The organism is Agrobacterium sp. A3-95, assembly GCF_053521785.1.
Genome location: NZ_JBNWDR010000009.1, coordinates 94,441 through 112,992, shown reverse-complemented (window position 1 = coordinate 112,992; position 18,552 = coordinate 94,441). Strand labels below are relative to the sequence as shown.

17 protein-coding genes are annotated in these 18,552 nt (G+C 58.8%); all 17 read right to left on the bottom strand.

The features are described 5' to 3' along the window. Positions 1-633: 633 nt before the first annotated feature. Complete coding sequence (locus tag ACQZ5Y_RS21600) at positions 634-939, bottom strand: DUF1467 family protein (protein WP_003512694.1); 306 nt, start codon at positions 937-939, stop codon at positions 634-636. A gap of 148 nt (positions 940-1,087) precedes the next feature. Then, positions 1,088-2,755, bottom strand: a complete 1,668-nt coding sequence (locus ACQZ5Y_RS21595) for a ribonuclease J (RefSeq protein ID WP_003512693.1) — start codon at positions 2,753-2,755, stop codon at positions 1,088-1,090. A 207-nt stretch (positions 2,756-2,962) separates the two neighbouring features. Further along, a complete protein-coding gene (locus ACQZ5Y_RS21590) occupies positions 2,963-3,703 on the bottom strand; it encodes a biotin--[acetyl-CoA-carboxylase] ligase (protein ID WP_025593259.1) in 741 nt (246 codons plus the stop codon). Between the two features lie 26 nt (positions 3,704-3,729). Next, positions 3,730-5,172, bottom strand: a complete 1,443-nt coding sequence (gene nuoN, locus ACQZ5Y_RS21585) for an NADH-quinone oxidoreductase subunit NuoN (protein WP_003512691.1) — start codon at positions 5,170-5,172, stop codon at positions 3,730-3,732. A gap of 18 nt (positions 5,173-5,190) precedes the next feature. Continuing rightward, positions 5,191-6,702: an NADH-quinone oxidoreductase subunit M gene (locus ACQZ5Y_RS21580; protein WP_013635953.1), complete on the bottom strand. Its 1,512-nt coding sequence runs from the start codon at positions 6,700-6,702 to the stop codon at positions 5,191-5,193. Further along, complete coding sequence (gene nuoL / locus ACQZ5Y_RS21575; protein WP_174049397.1) at positions 6,702-8,699, bottom strand: NADH-quinone oxidoreductase subunit L; 1,998 nt, start codon at positions 8,697-8,699, stop codon at positions 6,702-6,704. Before nuoL ends, ACQZ5Y_RS21580 begins: the two co-directional genes overlap by 1 nt. 7 nt (positions 8,700-8,706) lie before the next feature. Then, the gene (nuoK, locus tag ACQZ5Y_RS21570; RefSeq protein WP_003496445.1) at positions 8,707-9,015 is read right to left on the bottom strand and encodes an NADH-quinone oxidoreductase subunit NuoK; all 309 of its coding nucleotides are present in this window, start codon (positions 9,013-9,015) and stop codon (positions 8,707-8,709) included. Between the two features lie 29 nt (positions 9,016-9,044). Next, positions 9,045-9,659, bottom strand: coding sequence for an NADH-quinone oxidoreductase subunit J (locus ACQZ5Y_RS21565; RefSeq protein WP_003512680.1), 615 nt, complete (start codon positions 9,657-9,659; stop codon positions 9,045-9,047). Between the two features lie 141 nt (positions 9,660-9,800). Continuing rightward, a complete protein-coding gene (nuoI, locus tag ACQZ5Y_RS21560; RefSeq protein ID WP_003512679.1) occupies positions 9,801-10,292 on the bottom strand; it encodes an NADH-quinone oxidoreductase subunit NuoI in 492 nt (163 codons plus the stop codon). A 36-nt stretch (positions 10,293-10,328) separates the two neighbouring features. Further along, entirely contained in the window at positions 10,329-11,375 is a 1,047-nt protein-coding gene (gene nuoH, locus ACQZ5Y_RS21555; RefSeq protein WP_013635951.1) for an NADH-quinone oxidoreductase subunit NuoH, read from the bottom strand. 12 nt (positions 11,376-11,387) lie between these two features. Further along, the gene (gene nuoG, locus ACQZ5Y_RS21550) at positions 11,388-13,469 is read right to left on the bottom strand and encodes an NADH-quinone oxidoreductase subunit NuoG (protein WP_174049396.1); all 2,082 of its coding nucleotides are present in this window, start codon (positions 13,467-13,469) and stop codon (positions 11,388-11,390) included. Between the two features lie 156 nt (positions 13,470-13,625). Beyond that, positions 13,626-14,930 carry an NADH-quinone oxidoreductase subunit NuoF gene (gene nuoF / locus ACQZ5Y_RS21545; RefSeq protein WP_003502381.1) on the bottom strand — a complete coding sequence of 435 codons (1,305 nt, stop codon included), beginning with the start codon at positions 14,928-14,930 and terminating at the stop codon, positions 13,626-13,628. 10 nt (positions 14,931-14,940) lie between these two features. Beyond that, a complete protein-coding gene (locus tag ACQZ5Y_RS21540; RefSeq protein WP_019565474.1) occupies positions 14,941-16,050 on the bottom strand; it encodes an NADH-quinone oxidoreductase subunit E in 1,110 nt (369 codons plus the stop codon). Positions 16,051-16,066: 16 nt separating this feature from the next. Continuing rightward, positions 16,067-16,327: a hypothetical protein gene (locus tag ACQZ5Y_RS21535; RefSeq protein WP_025593255.1), complete on the bottom strand. Its 261-nt coding sequence runs from the start codon at positions 16,325-16,327 to the stop codon at positions 16,067-16,069. Beyond that, a complete protein-coding gene (locus ACQZ5Y_RS21530) occupies positions 16,327-17,517 on the bottom strand; it encodes an NADH-quinone oxidoreductase subunit D (protein ID WP_003512668.1) in 1,191 nt (396 codons plus the stop codon). Before ACQZ5Y_RS21530 ends, ACQZ5Y_RS21535 begins: the two co-directional genes overlap by 1 nt. A gap of 1 nt (position 17,518) precedes the next feature. Continuing rightward, positions 17,519-17,947, bottom strand: coding sequence for a GFA family protein (locus tag ACQZ5Y_RS21525; RefSeq protein ID WP_038490727.1), 429 nt, complete (start codon positions 17,945-17,947; stop codon positions 17,519-17,521). Then, positions 17,944-18,546 (bottom strand): NADH-quinone oxidoreductase subunit C, encoded by a 603-nt coding sequence (locus ACQZ5Y_RS21520; RefSeq protein ID WP_003512657.1) that lies wholly within the window; start codon positions 18,544-18,546, stop codon positions 17,944-17,946. Before ACQZ5Y_RS21520 ends, ACQZ5Y_RS21525 begins: the two co-directional genes overlap by 4 nt. Positions 18,547-18,552 lie beyond the last annotated feature (6 nt).

Below are 18,552 nucleotides of genomic sequence, written 5' to 3'. Positions count from 1 at the left end.
CGAATAGAGGGATATTGGCGCCGTACATAGCTGTTTCTGACCAAGAAGAAAACCCGCCATGCAAAGACCTGCCCAGGCGATTTCGTGGCATTTTCGCGATAGCTAATTCGCGTCAAAACGCTTTGGCCGGAATATTATTCTTGATCCGGTGCGACAAATTGCACCACAGGGAATTTTTTGCCGACTGTAACAAATATGCAAAAAATGAGATGACAAGCATGGGTGATTGGGCTAACTTTAGCTCACAAAAGAGGCAGGAAGTCTAAATTCTTGCCGTTTTCGCGGTCAGTCTTGGGAGGATTCGATCTTAGGCGCGCTTGTCGCTGCCCCGGTAACGGTTACAGATCACGCGAAACCTGAAAAACAAGGCTGAAATGCCTTGTTTTTTTTTGATTCCGGCGAAGTTCACAACCCCGAATGGTTATTTCGGTAAAATTGTGACAGCGAATTGCCCGCCAGACACTCTCATGGTGTGTGCACGACTGATATGACATCCATGTGACAGCACTGGCGCATCTTGTAGCGACCGTTCATAAAACGGCAGCACAGCTTATGTTGCCTTAAATCGCATCACGAAGCCCACCACGCTGCAAATCTACGGCGCGCTTAATCCTGGCGCGTGGGTGAAGTGCTTCAGTCGAAAACCGGGATAATTCTCGGAAGGTCGTCCATGCTGACGCCGAACCACCAGGTTACGCCGTACCAGAGCCCGCAGATCAAAGCCGATATCAGCGTTGTCCACAACACGATGCGCCCGCCCCTGAACCTTGACGGGGCGCTTGCAACCGTGCCAATCGCCACATCGCCGTCTTCCTCCTGAGTGCGAAGGCCAATCGGCAGCACAACGAAAAGCACCGTCCACCAGACGATGAAATAAATGGCGAAGACCGAAAGAAGCGGCATGACGTCCTCCTGCGTGATGCGCCCCTTGTAACGCATTCATCCGCGAACCGGAATCACTTCCCTGCAAGATGTATAAAAAGCTGCAAGAGAGGAGAAGGAACGATCGCGGACGGCGATTGCGTCATGTCCGAGATGGCCCGGACATGACGGGGCGTGACGGTTTGAAAACCCGGGATTTTCCGGTTCAGACCTTGGTGACGAAAACCGTCACGATCGGCTTCTTGCCCCATGCCTGATTGGCAGCGGCGCGTACGGCGCGGCGCACTGACTCGCGCAGCAGCGCAAGATCCTTGCGGCGGGCCCGAGGGATGCTTTCCACGGCGCCGAGTACGGCGTCATAGAGCGTATCTTCCATGTCCTCGCCCTCATCATCGAATTCCGGCAGGCCGAAAGGTACGACATCGGGATCTCCGAGGAAGTCGTAGCGGCTGTCCAGCAGCACATTGACGGAGACATGGCCGGCGAAGGAAAGCTTGCGACGATTGCTGATCCCCATCTCGTCGAGGTCACCGATGAGGTTGCCGTCCTTGAAGACGCGGCCGTGCGGTGCGTCGTTGATGACTTCCGCAGGACCAGGCGCCAGACGCAGAATGTTGCCGTTACGAACCTTCGGCACCTGAGAAATGCCGGCCTGTTCAGCCAGTTCCTTCTGCGCCACCAGATGCGCCGCCTCGCCATGCACCGGCACCAGGATTTGCGGCTTGGTCCATTCGTACATCCTCAGAAGTTCGTTACGGCGGGGATGGCCGGAGACATGCACCAAAGCCTCATTGTCGGTAACGATATGGATGCCCTGCTCTATCAGGCCGTTCTTGATCTCGATGATCGCCTTTTCGTTGCCGGGAATGGCGCGCGAGGAAAATACTACCGTATCACCGGCAGCCAGCGCTACATTACGCATCTCATCGCGCGAAAGCTTGGCAAGGGCTGCCCGCGGCTCGCCCTGCGAACCCGTGAGAATGACGACCACCTTGTTGCGCGGAATATAGCCGTATTCGTCTTCAGCCAGGAACGGCTTGATACCTTCCATGATGCCGAGATCCTGCGAAACGTTGACGACGCGCTTCAGCGACGAGCCGAGCAGCAGCACTTCGCGTCCGGCAGCTTCCGCAGCCTGCGCGATGGAGCGGATACGGCCGACATTGGAGGAGAAGGTGGTGATGGCCACGCGACCCTCGGCATTTTCAATGATCTGGCGCAGCCCCTCAGACACTTCGTGCTCCGAAGGCGATACGCCGTCACGCAGCGAGTTGGTGCTGTCGCACATCAACGCCAGCACGCCCTCCTCGCCGATGGCGCGGAAACGCGCCTCATCCGTCAACGGACCGAGAGACGGCGCCTCGTCAATCTTCCAGTCGCCCGTGTGGATGACATTGCCAAGCGGCGTGCGGATGACCAGCGACATCGGCTCGGGGATCGAATGGTTGACGCCGACGGCCTCGATTTCGAACGGGCCGACATTGATGCGATCACCCGCCTTGAACGGGGTGATTGGAATTTCGGCACGGCTGCCCTCGTAGGCGCGCTTTGCCTCCAGCATGCCGGCGGTGAAACCCGAGGCATAGACGGGCACGTTGAGGCCCGGCCACAGATCGTTCAGCGCGCCGTAGTGATCCTCATGGGCGTGGGTGATGATGATGCCTTTGAGGTTCTTCTTCTGCTCGGCGATATAGCTGATATCGGGCAGAACCAGATCGACACCAGGCAGATCGAGACCGGCAAAGGTAACGCCGCAATCCACCATGATCCATTGGCGCTTGCTTTCCGGACCGTAGCCGTACAGCGCCAGATTCATGCCGATTTCGCCGACGCCGCCAAGCGGCAGAAATACCAGTTCGTCCTGTTTAGTCATTGTTCTTCTTATCCACTCACGAGAGCGCGCTGGCGACGGCAATATGCCGCGCCCAGCCGCCCGTTTAACAGCATCGGACATGAAACATCATCTGATCGACCGGGCCGATGCGGAGCCGGTCTGTCACCCTGCTTTTCATGAGCAGCAGGAAAGCTCCAACCTGTGGGAAGAGGTTCGGCGCGGGTCTTTGAAGACACGCCGTCCACCTCATCCAAAAAACACGTCGCCGGCGGCGATGGAGCGCCTTGTGCCCTCATCCTCATCCAGCAGCAGATAACCATTATCATCAATTCCAACGAAACGCCCGCCGATCGAGCGATCCGGAAAATTGACGGTGATATGTTCGCCGATACCGCAGGCAGCCGCCCGCCATCCGGCCATGACACCGGAAACGCCCCTGCCCTCATCCCAGCTTTGCAGCACATCCGCTGTCTCGCGGAAGAGATGCGCGAACAGCTCGTCGGGGGAGCACGACGCCCCGTGTTCGGACAGCATGGTGACGGGATAAAGCGGATTTTCAGGCTTGTGGGCGATATTGATGCCGATGCCGATGACGATGGCGCGGCGTCCATCCGGCAGAAGTTCGGCTTCCATCAGAATGCCGCAGGTCTTCCGGCGCCCGATCAGCACGTCATTCGGCCATTTTATCTCTAGCGGTTCGCCACCGGTCGGTAACACAGCGCGAATGGCGCGGTAGACGGCGAGCGCAAAGGCAAGCGGCAATGAACCGATGCGGTCCATTGGCGCGGGATCGATGAGAAGAAGCGAAGCGTAGAGATTGCCTGGTTCAGACACCCAAGGCCGGCCGCGGCGACCGCGCCCGCCAGTCTGGCGGATGGCGGTGATCCACAGATTGCCGCCATCGCCTGCCCTTGCCCGGGCGAAACATTCTATGTTGGTCGATGGCGTTTCCGCCATCGCCTCGTGCCGGAAGTCATCGATGGACATCCGGCCCGTATGCTTGTGCGTATTGCTCAAAAGAACGTCTTTGCCGCAACCGTGACTGCATTACCGAGCGCACCACCGAAGACGATGAAAGCGACGACGAACAGTCCAGAGAGCGCATAAACGATTTTCAGTTCGCCAGCTGGACGCTCGAAGCTGCCCTTGGCTTCATCGAACCACATGACCTTGACGACGCGGATATAATAATACGCACCGACAACCGAGCCGATCACACCGATGACGGCAAGCGGATAGAGTTTGGCTTCGATGGCAGCAAGGAAGACGTAGTACTTGCCGAAGAATCCGGCGAGCGGCGGAATGCCGGCAAGCGAGAACATCAGGATCGTCAGAACAACTGCCATGAAGGGGTTGGTCGACGAAAGCCCGGCCAGATCCTCGACATTTTCGACATTGCCGATTTCCTTGCGGCGCATGGAGAGAATGCAGGCGAAGGTGCCGAGCGTCATGACCATGTAGATGGTCATGTAGAGAATGACGCCCGAGATACCGGCCTCGGTGCCCGCCGCAAGACCAACCAGCGCGTAACCCATGTGACCGATGGAAGAATAAGCCATCAGGCGCTTGATGTTCTTCTGGCCGATTGCCGCGAACGAGCCGAGCAGCATGGAAGCGATGGAGATGAAGACGACGATCTGCTGCCAGTCGGCAAAGACCGGCTGGAAAGCGTCAACAACGATGCGAACGAAGATCGCCATGGCGCCGATCTTGGGAGCGGCAGACAGGAAGGCCGTGACCGGTGTCGGCGCACCCTCATAAACATCAGGCGTCCACATGTGGAACGGCACGGCCGAAATCTTGAATGCCAGACCGGCAAGAACAAAAACCAGACCGAAGACGAGGCCCAGCGAACGGGTCTCCGCCGTTAGAACCTGGGCGATTTCGGTAAAGCCGGTATTGCCGGTAAAGCCGTAAACCAGCGACATGCCGTAAAGCAGCATGCCCGAGGAGAGCGCACCGAGAACGAAATATTTCAGGCCCGCTTCGGTGGAGCGAAGGCTTTCCCGGTTGATGGCGCAGACGACGTAGAGCGCAAGCGACTGCAGCTCCAGCGCCATATAGAGCGAGATCAGGTTGTTGGCCGAAATCATCAGCAGGATGCCGAGCGTCGCCAGAACCAGAAGGACCGGATATTCGAACCGGCCGACCGGCTCAAAACGGCTCTGGCCGACAGAAAGGATCATGGCGGTGATCGAGCCGATCAGCGCCAGCACCTTCATGAAGTTGCCGAAGGCATCGGCGACGTAAACGCCGCCGAAAGCCACACCCGAAGCGGGCGCAAAGACGATCCAGAGACCGACGACGAGCAGCAGGGCCACGGAGAGGCCCGTGACCGTCGTTGTCGACTTGTCGCCCGAGAAGACGCCAATCATGAGCAGCGCCAGCGCGCCGACCGCTAGGATCAGCTCGGGCGTCGCGATGTGCAGACTGGCAAAAAGAATTTCAGCGGTCATGTCCAACGGGTCCTGTCGTCAATTCATAGAAAGCGCAACATTTTGCGCCGCCTGCAATGCAGCCGTATAGTTGTTTACCAGAAGATCGACCGAAGCGGCTGTCGCATCGAAAACCGGAGCCGGATAGACGCCGAAGAAGATCGTCAGCGCAACCAGCGGATAAAGGATGACCTTTTCGCGGGTTGACAGATCGAGCATCGATTTCAGGCTTTCCTTCTCAAGCGCACCGAAAATCACGCGGCGGTAAAGCCACAGCGCGTAAGCGGCCGAGAGGATGACGCCGGTTGCCGCAAACAGCGCGACCAGCGTGTTGGCGCGGAATACGCCGATCAGCGTCAGGAATTCACCAACGAAGCCGGAGGTGCCGGGCAGACCGACATTGGCCATGGTGAAGATCATGAAGGCGACGGCATATTTCGGCATGTTGTTCACGAGACCGCCATAGGCAGAGATCTCACGGGTATGCAGCCGATCGTAAACGACGCCGACGCAGAGGAAGAGCGCGCCCGACACGATGCCGTGCGACAGCATCTGGAAGATTGCGCCCTGCACGCCCTGCACATTGGCCGCGAAGATGCCCATGGTCACGTAACCCATGTGGGCGACGGAGGAATAGGCGATCAGCTTCTTGATGTCGTCCTGCATCATCGCCACCAGCGAGGTGTAGATAATGGCGAGAACCGACAGCGTGAAGACGAAGGGTGCGAAATAGTCCGACGCCAAGGGGAACATCGATAGCGAGAAACGGATGAAACCGTAACCGCCAAGCTTCAGCATGACGCCTGCCAGAATGACGGAACCCGCGGTCGGCGCCTGCACGTGCGCATCCGGCAGCCAGGTGTGCACCGGCCACATCGGCATCTTGACCGAGAATGCCGCGAAACAGGCAAGCCATAGCCACGTCTGCATGCCGGCCGGGAAGCCGTATTTCAGCAATTCCGTCATATCGGTCGTGCCGGACTGCCAGTACATCGCCATGATGGCGAGCATGGTCAGAACCGAGCCAAGCAGCGTGTAGAGGAAGAACTTGTAGGATGCGTAGACGCGATCCTTGCCGCCCCAGACGCCGATGATGATGAACATCGGGATCAGCGTTGCTTCGAAGAAGACGTAGAAAAGAACGGTATCCAGCGCCACGAAGACGCCGATCATGACGACTTCCAGAAGCAGGAAGGCGATCATGTATTCCTTGATGCGCTTTTCAACCGACTGCCAGCTTGCCAGCACGCAGAAAGGCATGAGGAAGGTGGTGAGGATGACGAACAGCATGGAGATGCCGTCGACGCCCAGATGATAGGCGGCGATGTTGCCGAACCATGCGTGTTTCTCCACCATCTGGAAACCGGGGTTCGAATTATCGAAGCCGATCCAGACGAACAGCGACACCAGGAAGGTGAAAACGGTCGTCAGCAGCGAGACGTTGAGAATGTTGCGGCGACCGTAAGGGCCGTTCTCATTGGTCAGCAGCAAGAGCACCACGCCGACGAGCGGCAGAAAGGTGACCGTTGAAAGAATTGGCCAATCGGTCATCAAAACGCACTCCCGAGCATCATCCAGGTGACAAGCGCCGCGATGCCGATCAGCATCGCAAAGGCATAGTGATAAAGGTAACCGGATTGCAGGCGGACCATGCGGTTGGTCACGTCAACCACACGCGCTGCAATGCCGTTCGGTCCATAATGGTCGATGACCGCCACGTCGCCCTTCTTCCACAGGAAGCGGCCGAGCGCCTTTGCGGAACGCACGAAGAGGAAGTCGTAAAGCTCGTCGAAATACCACTTGTTCAAGAGGAACTGATAGAGGCCGCGATGGGTCGCTGCCAGACGCTTCGGCGTCTCCGGCGACTTGATATACATGTACCATGCGGTGACGAAACCAAGTGCCATGGTGAAGAACGGGCTCCACTTGACCCACAGCGGAACATGGTGGAACTCGTCAAGGATTTCATTTTCCGGAAGCGTGAAGAGAGCACCCTTCCAGAACTCGGCATATTCATGGCCGAAGAAGTAACCTTCGAAGACAACACCGGCGAAGATCGCGCCGACTGTGAGGATGAAGAGCGGGATCAGCATGACCATCGGCGATTCATGCACATGGTGCATCACGTCAGCCGAAGCGCGCGGCTTTCCGAAGAAAGTCATGAACGCCAGACGCCAGGAATAGAAGCTGGTGAACAGCGCGGCGATGACCAGCAGCGTGAAGGCGAAACCTGACAGCACCGAATGGGACGCATAAGCGGATTCGATGATCACGTCCTTCGAGAAGAAGCCGGCAAAGCCGATCATCGTGCCCGGAATGCCCACACCTGTCAGCGCAAGCGTGCCGACGGTCATCGTCCAGAAGGTGATGGGGATATGCTTGCGCAGGCCGCCCATGTAACGCATGTCCTGCTCGCCATCGACGGCATGGATAACCGAACCGGCGCACAAGAACAGCAGTGCCTTGAAGAAGGCATGCGTGAAGAGGTGGAACACGGCCGCGCCATAAGCGCCAACGCCAAGTGCCACGAACATGTAACCGAGCTGCGAGCAGGTCGAATAGGCAATCACGCGCTTGATATCGTTCTGCACGAGACCGACGGTCGCTGCGAAGAAGGCGGTGATGGCGCCGACCAGCGTCACGACGGTGAGCGCATCATGCGACAATTCGAACAGCGGCGACATGCGGGCAACCAGGAAGACACCGGCGGTGACCATGGTTGCGGCGTGAATGAGGGCGGACACAGGGGTCGGGCCTTCCATCGCGTCCGGCAGCCAGGTGTGCAGCAGGAACTGCGCCGACTTACCCATGGCGCCCATAAAGAGCAGCAGGCAGACGCCCGTCATCGCATTGGCCTTGTCCAGCTGCATGCCGAACAGGTTGATGACGGTTTCGGTGGAAGCTGCACCTTCAGCCGGCAGATAGGTGCTGGCGGCAGCGAAGATGGTTTCGAAATTGATCGAGCCGAACAGCACGAAGACGCCTGATATGCCGAGAATGAAGCCGAAGTCGCCAACACGGTTGACGATGAACGCCTTCATGGCAGCAGCAGACGCCGAAGGCTTCTTGAACCAGAAACCGATCAGCAGGTACGACGCCAGACCAACGCCTTCCCAGCCGAAGAACATCTGCAGCAGGTTGTCGGAGGTCACCAGCATCAGCATGGCGAAGGTGAACAGCGAAAGATAGGCAAAGAAGCGCGGACGATGCGGATCGTGGTGCATGTATCCGATCGAATAGAGGTGCACCAGCGTCGAGACGGTGTTGACGACGACGAACATGACGGCCGTCAGCGTATCGATGCGGAACGCCCACTCGACGTCGATGCCGCCGGACTGGATCCAGCGCAGCACGGTGACCTTGATCACCTCGCCCGGCTCGCCATGGGCAAGCGCGACGGAGAAGAAGACGATCCACGACAGGACGGCGACCACGATCATCAGACCGGTGGTGACATATTCCGAAGCCTTGGCGCCGATCGACCGGCCAAACAGGCCGGCAATCAGGAAGCCGATCAGGGGAAGAAAGACGATAGCCTTGTAGATCATAGCCTTATCAGCCCTTCATCATATTGACGTCTTCGACAGCGATCGATCCGCGGTTGCGGTAGAAGACAACGAGTATTGCAAGACCGATGGCCGCTTCGGCGGCTGCGACGGTCAGAATGAACAGTGCGAAGACCTGGCCGACGATGTCGTTCAGGAAAGCCGAGAACGCCACCATGTTGATGTTGACCGCCAACAGGATGAGTTCGATCGACATGAGGATGACGATGACGTTCTTCCGGTTGAGGAAGATACCGAAGATGCCGATCGTGAAGAGGATCGCGCTGACCGTCAGGTAGTGGGAAAGACCGATTTCCATATTCTGTTTCCTTGGATCCGTTCGCGCCTTCAGATGCCCTGGCCCGGCTTGACCTTGACCGTGGTGACGGCGGTCTTCGGGTCACGGCCGACCTGCGTGGATATGTTCTGCCGCTTGATGTCGGTGCGGTGACGCAGCGTCAGCACGATGGCGCCGATCATGGCCACCAGCAGCACGAGACCGGCAAGCTGGAAGAAGTAGACGTAATTGGTATAGAGCACGTCGCCCAGCGCGGCCGTATTGGTGCGCACGGCCGGTGACGGGATCGGCATGGTAATCGATTTGGCCGCCTGCGGGTTAAGCACGCTGCCGCCGACCACGACGATCAGTTCAGCCGCGAGGATGATACCGATCAGCGCACCGATCGGCGCATATTGCAGCACGCCGGAGCGCAGCTCCGCAAAATCCACATCCAGCATCATGACGACGAACAGGAAGAGCACCGCCACCGCACCGACATAAACGACGAGCAGGATCATGGCGAGGAATTCGGCCCCCGTCAGCAGGAACAGCGCGGCTGCGTTGAAGAAGGTCAAAATCAGAAACAGCACCGAATGAACAGGGTTCTTCGATGCGATGACCATGAACGCAGACGCCACGGCGACGAAAGCGAATATATAAAAGAATACAGCGTGCAGACCCATGTTGGTGCCTTCTTGTCCTCATCCGGGCAAAGACCGCGCAATCGCGCGCTCTACCCGTTTCGTCCCCGCCGGCGATAACCGTGCAGGCTCTTTTACTCTTTCTTCGCTTTCCGGGGTCTCCCCCGGAAAGACGGTTGCGCCTTAACGGTAAGGCGCATCCAGTGCGAGGTTGCGCGCAATTTCACGCTCCCAGCGGTCGCCATTGTCGAGAAGCCTTTGCTTGTCGAAATAGAGCTCCTCGCGGGTTTCCGTCGCGAATTCGAAGTTCGGGCCTTCTACGATGGCATCCACCGGGCAGGCTTCCTGGCAGAAACCGCAATAGATGCACTTCACCATGTCGATGTCGTAACGCACCGTGCGGCGGGTGCCGTCATTGCGGCGCGGACCGGCCTCGATGGTAATCGCCTGAGCGGGACAGATCGCCTCACACAGCTTGCAGGCGATGCAGCGCTCTTCACCGTTCGGATAACGGCGCAGCGCGTGCTCGCCGCGGAAGCGCGGAGACACCGGGCCCTTTTCGAAAGGATAATTCACCGTGGCCTTCTGCTTGAAGAAGTGGCGCATCGTCAGGAAGATCGCACCGACGAACTCCTTGAGGAACAGTGAATTGACGGCTTGGGAAAGGCTTGCCATCTCAAACTCCAGATTTCTGAGCGAGGAGTACGGACATCAACCGGCCCACCCCGTCAGCTTCAATACGAATGCAACAATAACGACCATGGCGAGCGACAGCGGCAGGAATACCTTCCAGCCAAGGCGCATGAGCTGGTCATAGCGGTAACGCGGAACGAAGGCCTTCACCAGAGCGATCATGAAGAAAACCATGCAGCCCTTGAGCGCGAACCAGACAATGCCCGGAATCCAGTTCAGGAACCACACATCCACGATCGGCAGCCAGCCACCAAGGAACAGGATCGTCGTCAGGCAGCAGATCAGGACGATCGCAGCATATTCGCCGAGCATGAACATCATGTAAGGCGTCGAGCCATATTCGACCATGTGACCGGCCACCAGTTCCGATTCCGCTTCCGGAAGGTCGAAGGGCGGACGGTTGGTTTCGGCAAGGCCCGAGATGAAGAACACGATGAACATCGGGAACAGCGACAGCCAGTGCCAGTCGAGGAACGAGGCCGGCAGACCTATCATTGTGCCGAGGCCGGTACGCTGCGCCAGAACGATATCCGTGAGGTTGAGCGAGCCGACGCACAGAAGCACGGTGACGATGACGAGGCCGATCGACACTTCGTAGGACACCATCTGCGCCGCCGAACGAAGCGCGCCGAGGAACGGGTACTTCGAGTTCGAAGCCCAGCCGCCCATGATGATGCCGTACACTTCAAGCGAGGAAATCGCGAAAATGTAGAGAATGCCGACATTGATATTGGCAACGACCCAGCCATCGGCAAATGGGATGACCGCGTAGGTGGCGAGCGCCAGCGTTACGGCAACCAGCGGCGCCAGAAGGAAGACCGCCTTGTTGGCGCCCGCCGGAATGACGGGTTCCTTCAGGATGAATTTCAAAAGGTCGGCGAAGGATTGGAACAGACCAAAGGGGCCGACGACGTTGGGACCACGGCGCAACTGCACGGCTGCCCAGACCTTACGGTCGGCAAGCAGAAGGAAGGCGATGGCCACCAGAAGGCAAACGAGAAGCAGCAGGGACTGGCCGACCATGATCAGCGCGGGCCAGACGTAGCTCCAGAAAAACGATTCCATAATCCCCTACCCTTACTCTGCCGCAGCCTGGAAATTGTTGCGGGCCAATGCGGAACACTCGGCCATGACGGCGGATGCGCGCGCAATCGGGTTCGTCAAATAAAAGTCTTTTACCGGCGAGGCAAACGCAGACTTATTGAGGCTGCCCGCGCGAGCGGCAAGTGCCTCGACATCCGCGCCGTTGCCGGCAACGATCTCATCGGTTTCCGCCAGATGCGGATGCGCGACATAAAGCTGGCCGCGCAGCGCCGACAGCGAATCGAACGGCAGCTTCTTGCCGAGCACGTCGGAAAGCGCACGCAGGATCGCCCAGTCTTCACGGGCCTCGCCCGGTGCGAAACCGGCGCGGTTGCCCACCTGAACGCGGCCTTCGGTGTTGACCCAGATACCGGATTTTTCGGTGTAGGCTGCACCCGGAAGGATGACGTCGGCGTTCATCGCGCCATGGTCGCCGTGGCTGCCGATGTAGACGGTGAACTTGGCGCCCTTGTTCGACAGGTCGATTTCATCGGCGCCGAGCAGGAAGAGAACGTCCATGGATGTTACCATTTCGGCAGCAGCAACACCGCCCTCGCCCGGCACGAAGCCGATGTCGAGACCACCGACGCGGGCAGCGGCAGTGTGAAGCACCGAGAAGCCGTTCCACTCTTCGCTGATTGCGCCAACCGAAACGGCAAGCTTCGCAGCGGCCGCGAGAACGGCTGCACCATCGGCGCGTGCCAGAGCGCCCTGGCCGATGATGATCAGCGGGTTCTTGGCGGACTTCAGCTTCTCAACGAAGCTGTGAGAGCCATTGGCGAGATCGGAAAGCGTTTCCGCGCCGGAGCCTAGATATTCGTAGTTGTAGCGCAGCTCACCGGCTTCGCCGATCACGCCGATCGGGAAACCACCGCGACGCCAGCGCTTGCGGATACGTGCATTGAGCACGGCCGCTTCGTAACGCGGGTTGGCGCCGACGATCAGCAGCGCATCCGCGTGCTCGATGCCTTCGATTGTGGAATTGAACAGGTAGCTGGCGCGACCCAAAGACGGATCAAGCGCTGCGCCATCCTGACGGCAATCGACATTGGCCGAGCCGAGCGACGCCAGAAGCGACTTCAGCGCGAACATTTCCTCGACGGAAGCAAGGTCACCGGCAATCGCGCCGATCTTGCTGCCGCTGGTTGCGGCAACCTCCTGCTTGATAGCGCCGAAGGCTTCGCCCCAGCTTGCGGGCTGCAAGCGGCCATCCTTACGGACGTAAGGGCGGTCGAGACGTTGCGTCTTCAGGCCGTCCCAGATGAAGCGGCTCTTGTCGGAGATCCACTCTTCGTTGATTGCCTCGTTGACACGCGGCATGACGCGCATGACTTCGCGGCCACGGGTATCGACGCGGATTGCCGAACCGAGAGCGTCCATCACGTCGATGGTTTCGGTCTTGTTCAGTTCCCACGGACGGGCAGTGAAAGCGAAAGGCTTGGAGGTGAGCGCACCGACCGGGCAAAGATCGACGACGTTGCCCTGAAGCTCGGAGGTCATAGCCTGCTCGAGATAGGTGGTGATTTCAGCGTCCTCGCCGCGGCCGATGAGGCCCAGTTCGGCGATGCCGGCAACTTCCGTGGTGAAACGGACGCAGCGCGTGCAGTGGATGCAGCGATTCATCACCGTCTTGACGAGCGGGCCGATATATTTGTCTTCAACCGCACGCTTGTTTTCAGCGTAACGCGAACCGGCGATACCGAAGGCCATAGCCTGGTCCTGCAGGTCGCATTCGCCGCCCTGGTCGCAGATCGGGCAATCGAGCGGGTGGTTGATGAGAAGGAACTCCATCACGCCTTCGCGGGCCTTCTTGACCATCGGCGTGTTGGTGAAAACTTCAGGCAATTCGCCATTCGGGCCGCCGCGAACGTCGCGCACGCCCATGGCGCAGGATGCGGCGGGCTTGGGCGGTCCGCCCTTCACCTCGATGAGACACATGCGGCAGTTACCCGCGACCGACAAGCGCTCATGAAAACAAAAGCGCGGAACTTCAGCACCAGCCTCCTCGCACGCCTGCAACAGCGTGAAATGATCCGGAACCTCGATCTCTTTACCGTCAACCTTGAGCTTTGCCATGGTTCTACTTACGTCCTGTTGCCTGTTCGTCCCGTGTCTCTCACACGGTCCGCAACAAATCCTTAATCGCGCCCGACACTTCATCTCGTCGGTCAGGCGCTTCATGGTTTTCCGGCGCCGGGATCATACCCGCGCCGCATGCAAACTGCGAAGAGCTTATTCGGCAGCTTCCAGAACAGCGCCATCATCCATGGCCCTGTAGGTATATTGGTCGATGCGCTTTTCGATTTCCGGACGGAAATTGCGGATCAGCGCCTGTACCGGCCATGCGGCGGCGTCGCCGAGAGCACAGATGGTGTGGCCTTCAATCTGCTTCGTCACTTCGAACAGCATGTCGATTTCGCGCTTCTGCGCGTTGCCCTTCACCATGCGTTCCAGCACGCGCCACATCCAGCCGGTGCCTTCTCGGCACGGCGTGCACTGGCCGCAGCTTTCATGCTTGAAGAACGCCGCGATGCGGGCGATCGCCTTGATGACGTCGGTGGACTTGTCCATGACGATCATGCCGCCGGTGCCGAAGGACGACTTCACTTCGCGCATGCCGTCGAAGTCCATGATGGCGTCCTTCATGTCCTCACCGCGCACGATGGGGCAGGATGCGCCGCCGGGAATGACGCCAAGCAGATTGTCCCAGCCGCCGCGAATGCCACCGCAATGGTGTTCGATCAGCTCACGGAAGGACAAGCCCAGCGCATCTTCGAAGGTGCATGGACGCTCGACATGGCCGGAGACCATGAACAGCTTGGTTCCGACATTGTTCGGACGGCCGATAGACGAGAACCATGCCGCACCTCGGCGCAGAATCGTCGGAGCAACGGCGATGGATTCGACGTTGTTGACGGTCGTTGGGCAACCGTAAAGACCCATATTGGCCGGGAACGGCGGCTTCAGGCGCGGCTGGCCCTTCTTGCCCTCGAGGCTTTCGAGCAGTGCTGTCTCTTCGCCGCAGATATAGGCACCTGCGCCGTGATGGACGTAGATGTCGAAATCCCAGCCGTTCTTGTTGTTCTTGCCGAGCAGGCCGGCATCGTAACATTCGTCGATGGCGGCCTGAAGCGCCTCACGTTCGCGCATATATTCGCCGCGTACGTAGATATAGGCAGTGTGCGCACCCATGGCGAAACCGGCGATAACGCAGCCTTCGATCAGCGTATGCGGATCGTTGCGCAGGATTTCGCGGTCCTTGCAGGTGCCGGGCTCGGATTCGTCGGCGTTGACCACGAGATAATGCGGACGGCCGTCGCTTTCCTTGGGCATGAAGGACCACTTGAGACCCGTCGGGAAGCCTGCGCCGCCGCGACCGCGAAGGCCGGAAGCCTTCATCTCATTGATGATCCAGTCACGACCCTTTTCGATGATCTGCTTGGTGCCATCCCAATGGCCGCGCGCCATCACGCCCTTCAGGGACTTGTCCTTGAGGCCGTAGAGATTGGTAAAGATGCGATCCTGATCTTTTAACATGCTTCACCCTTTACCGCGGCTTCTTGCCGAAGACCCTGATATACTCGGCTTCGCCACCCTTGGCGAGCGCCTCGGCCTGCTTGATCCACTCATCGCGTTCGATGCGGCCCTTGAAATTCAGATAACCATCCACCCAGTCGCACTCGGCCTTCTTCCAGCCGGCAATCTGCGCATAGGTGAAGATACCGAGCTCGTTAAGCGTGCCTTCGATCTTCGGGCCAACGCCTGAAATGAGTTTCAGGTCATCGGGCGCAGCGGGCTTTTCAATGCCTGCCGGACGGTCGGCCGACTCAAGCGACGGTCTGGATGCTGTCGCTTCCTTGCCTGCCGATTGCTGTTCCCCTGCCTTTGCGTTTTCCGCAGCAGCCTTGGGCTCGTTCGCAGGCGTCTTCAGCTTCGGATCGGTTTCCGGTGCGTCCGTCTTCGGCTTGGCGGCATTCGAAGGAAGAACGGGGGCTGCTTCCGCCGGAGCTTCCGCAGGCTTGTCGAGATTGGAGCGATCTGGCTTGATCTCTTCCGTCAGCGTCGTCAGGCCGCCAACGGGCACCGACTGGTGACGGTCGATCTGGGGGCCGGTCTTGACCGTGTCGCCCTTGCCTGCCTCGAACGTGTCGATGATCTCTTCCAGGCGCTCGGGCGTCAGATCCTCATAGGCATCCTTGAAGATGATGACCATCGGCGCATTGACGCAGGCGCCCTGACATTCCACTTCTTCCCAGGACAGCGTGCCGCTCTCGTTGGTGTGCAGCGGATCGTGGTGGATCTTCTTGCGGCAGACATCCATCAGCGCTTCGGAGCCGCGCAGCATGCAGGGCGTGGTGCCGCAAACCTGAACATGGGCGCGTGTGCCGACCGGCTTCAGCTGGAACTGGGTGTAGAAGGTCGCCACTTCCATGACGCGGATATAGGCCATATCCAGCATGTCGGCGATTTTTTCGATGGCGGCGCGGGTAACCCAGCCGTCCTGCTCCTGCGCACGCATAAGCAGCGGGATAACCGCCGATTGCTGGCGTCCCTCCGGATATTTCTGGATCGTCTTTTCCGCCCATGCGGTATTATCCGCGTTGAAGGCAAATGCCACGGGCTGGAACTGATCTTCGGCTAGTCGACGAACGGACATACTTCCTCACGCCTTTTCAGTTTAACGTCTCACAACGCGATCTCGCCACCGTGACGAATTCGCAGGCATAAGCCGCCTTGTCTTTCTGCATGAACACGATGAACTTGCTGCCATTGGGAACCGAGGCCTTGATCTCGTATCCCGATGACAGAAGCTGCTTGATGGTGGAACCGCCGCTGCTTGATAGCGATACGCCCCCCTCGTCCGTCGCCGTCTGGGCGAGAACGGAGGTCGACATCGCAGCAAGAAAAGCCAAGATGGCCAGCGGCAGACGCATCAGCGGTCGACCTCCCCGAACACGATGTCGAGGGAGCCGAGCACGGCTGTAACGTCGGCAAGCTGATGGCCCTTGCACAGGAAATCCATCGCCTGCAAATGTGCATAACCCGGCGCGCGGATCTTGCAGCGGTAGGGCTTGTTCGAACCATCGGCGACCACGTAGACGCCGAACTCGCCCTTCGGCGCTTCGACGGCGGCGTAAACTTCGCCGGCCGGAACGTGATAGCCTTCGGTATAGAGCTTGAAGTGATGGATAAGAGCTTCCATCGAACGCTTCATCTCGCCGCGCTTGGGCGGAACCACCTTGCCATCCAACGAGGAGACCGGGCCGATGCGGTGCTTGCCGGAGAGAAGATCGACGCACTGCTTCATGATCTTCACCGATTCGCGCATTTCCTGCATGCGGATCAGGTAACGGTCATAGCAGTCGCCGTTCTTGCCGACGGGGATATCGAACTCCAGATCGGAATAGCACTCGTAGGGCTGCGCGCGACGCAAATCCCAGGCAGCACCCGAACCGCGCACCATGACGCCCGTGAAACCCCAGGCAAAGGCGTCTTCAAGCGAGACGACGCCGATATCGACGTTACGCTGCTTGTAGATGCGGTTGTCGGTCAACAGGCCTTCGATATTGTCGAGAACGGTAATGAAGGGATCGCACCATTTGCCGATATCTTCGACCAGTTCCGGCGGCAAATCCTGATGCACGCCGCCCGGACGGACATAGGCCGAGTGCATGCGGGCGCCACAGGCGCGCTCGTAGAACACCATCAGCTTTTCACGTTCCTCGAAGCCCCAGACAGGCGGCGTCATTGCGCCGACGTCCATGGCCTGAGTCGTCACGTTCATGATGTGTGACAGGATGCGGCCGATTTCCGAATAAAGCACGCGGATCAGCTGGCCGCGCATCGGGATTTCGAGACCCAGCAGCTTTTCGACGGCGAGCGCGAAAGCGTGTTCCTGGTTCATCGGCGCGACGTAGTCGAGACGGTCGAAATAAGGCACCGCCTGAAGGTAGGTCTTGGTCTCGATCAGCTTTTCGGTACCGCGATGCAGAAGACCGATATGCGGATCGACGCGCTCGACGATTTCGCCGTCCAGTTCCAGAACCAGACGCAGCACGCCGTGCGCGGAAGGGTGTTCCGGACCGAAGTTGATCGTGAAATTGCGGACGTTATGCTCAGTCATTCTAGTGCTCCGCCGAGGTGATCATGGCGATGAATTCGGGGCCGGTCATGTTCTGCGTGGTTTGCGCGAAAGAATAGCTCGAAGGCTTCTCATCCGTGAAAATCTGCGACGCAAAATGGAAACTGGAAGGGTTGTCGAAAGCCTGCAACGAGACGGCAAAATGCTTGCCATCCTTGGAGCGCCACATCAGCGTGCTGCCGCAATTTTTGCAGAAGCAGCGCTCACCCCATTCCGACGAGGTATAAACACCGAAATGTTCCTCGTTCTCGATGGCGACGTCAGCGCATTCGACAGCCAGAAATGTTCCGCCGGACCAGCGGCGGCACATCGAGCAATGGCAAACGCCGAATTCGCGGGCGCCGATGCTGGCATTGAAGCCAACGGCGCCGCAAAGACATTGTCCGTGCTCTGTCGCGGGGGCTTCGCTCATTGCTTGGCCTTTTCGTCACCCGGGAGAACATAGTCAGTCCCCTCCCAGGGAGAGAGGAAATCGAAATTGCGGAATTCCTGCTTCAGTTCGACCGGTTCATAGAGAACCCGCTTCAGAACGTCATCGTAGCGTACTTCCACAAAGCCGGTAACCGGAAAATCCTTGCGCAGCGGATGACCTTCGAAACCGTAATCGGTGAGGATTCGGCGAAGATCCGCATGGCCTTCGAAAGGAATGCCGTACATATCCCAGGCTTCGCGCTCGAACCAGTCTGCACCCATGTAAACGGAGGTCGCCGAGGGAACGCCCTCGTCCTCCGCCACCTGCAGCTTGATGCGCACGCGCAGATTCTGGCGCGGCGACAAGAGGTGATAGACAACGTCGAAACGCTTCTCGCGCTGCGGCCAGTCGACGCCGCAAATATCGATGATGTTGACGAAACCGCACTGCACATCGTCACGCAGGAACGTCAAAAGCGCGATAACGCTTTCCGTCGTCGTGTTCAGCGTCAACTCGCCATAGGCAATATCGGCCGAAACCACGAGGGAACCACGCGCTTCCTTAACGTAAGCAGCAAGATCGTTTAGAGCTTCGCTCATTCCTAA

Bases quoted from the DNA above. Each gene is read 5' to 3' on its own strand.
- ACQZ5Y_RS21580 (WP_013635953.1), bottom strand. From the start codon at position 6,702: ATGACCGATTGGCCAATTCTTTCAACGGTCACCTTTCTGCCGCTCGTC.
- ACQZ5Y_RS21600 (WP_003512694.1), bottom strand. From the start codon at position 939: ATGCGTTACAAGGGGCGCATCACGCAGGAGGACGTCATGCCGCTTCTT.
- nuoK (WP_003496445.1), bottom strand. From the start codon at position 9,015: ATGGAAATCGGTCTTTCCCACTACCTGACGGTCAGCGCGATCCTCTTC.
- ACQZ5Y_RS21535 (WP_025593255.1), bottom strand. From the start codon at position 16,327: ATGCGTCTGCCGCTGGCCATCTTGGCTTTTCTTGCTGCGATGTCGACC.
- ACQZ5Y_RS21525 (WP_038490727.1), bottom strand. From the start codon at position 17,947: ATGAGCGAAGCCCCCGCGACAGAGCACGGACAATGTCTTTGCGGCGCC.
- ACQZ5Y_RS21530 (WP_003512668.1), bottom strand. From the start codon at position 17,517: ATGACTGAGCATAACGTCCGCAATTTCACGATCAACTTCGGTCCGGAA.
- nuoG (WP_174049396.1), bottom strand. From the start codon at position 13,469: ATGGCAAAGCTCAAGGTTGACGGTAAAGAGATCGAGGTTCCGGATCAT.
- nuoI (WP_003512679.1), bottom strand. From the start codon at position 10,292: ATGGCAAGCCTTTCCCAAGCCGTCAATTCACTGTTCCTCAAGGAGTTC.
- nuoL (WP_174049397.1), bottom strand. From the start codon at position 8,699: ATGATCTACAAGGCTATCGTCTTTCTTCCCCTGATCGGCTTCCTGATT.
- ACQZ5Y_RS21540 (WP_019565474.1), bottom strand. From the start codon at position 16,050: ATGTCCGTTCGTCGACTAGCCGAAGATCAGTTCCAGCCCGTGGCATTT.
- ACQZ5Y_RS21565 (WP_003512680.1), bottom strand. From the start codon at position 9,659: ATGGGTCTGCACGCTGTATTCTTTTATATATTCGCTTTCGTCGCCGTG.
- ACQZ5Y_RS21520 (WP_003512657.1), bottom strand. From the start codon at position 18,546: ATGAGCGAAGCTCTAAACGATCTTGCTGCTTACGTTAAGGAAGCGCGT.
- ACQZ5Y_RS21590 (WP_025593259.1), bottom strand. From the start codon at position 3,703: ATGTCCATCGATGACTTCCGGCACGAGGCGATGGCGGAAACGCCATCG.
- nuoF (WP_003502381.1), bottom strand. From the start codon at position 14,930: ATGTTAAAAGATCAGGATCGCATCTTTACCAATCTCTACGGCCTCAAG.
- nuoN (WP_003512691.1), bottom strand. From the start codon at position 5,172: ATGACCGCTGAAATTCTTTTTGCCAGTCTGCACATCGCGACGCCCGAG.
- ACQZ5Y_RS21595 (WP_003512693.1), bottom strand. From the start codon at position 2,755: ATGACTAAACAGGACGAACTGGTATTTCTGCCGCTTGGCGGCGTCGGC.
- nuoH (WP_013635951.1), bottom strand. From the start codon at position 11,375: ATGGAATCGTTTTTCTGGAGCTACGTCTGGCCCGCGCTGATCATGGTC.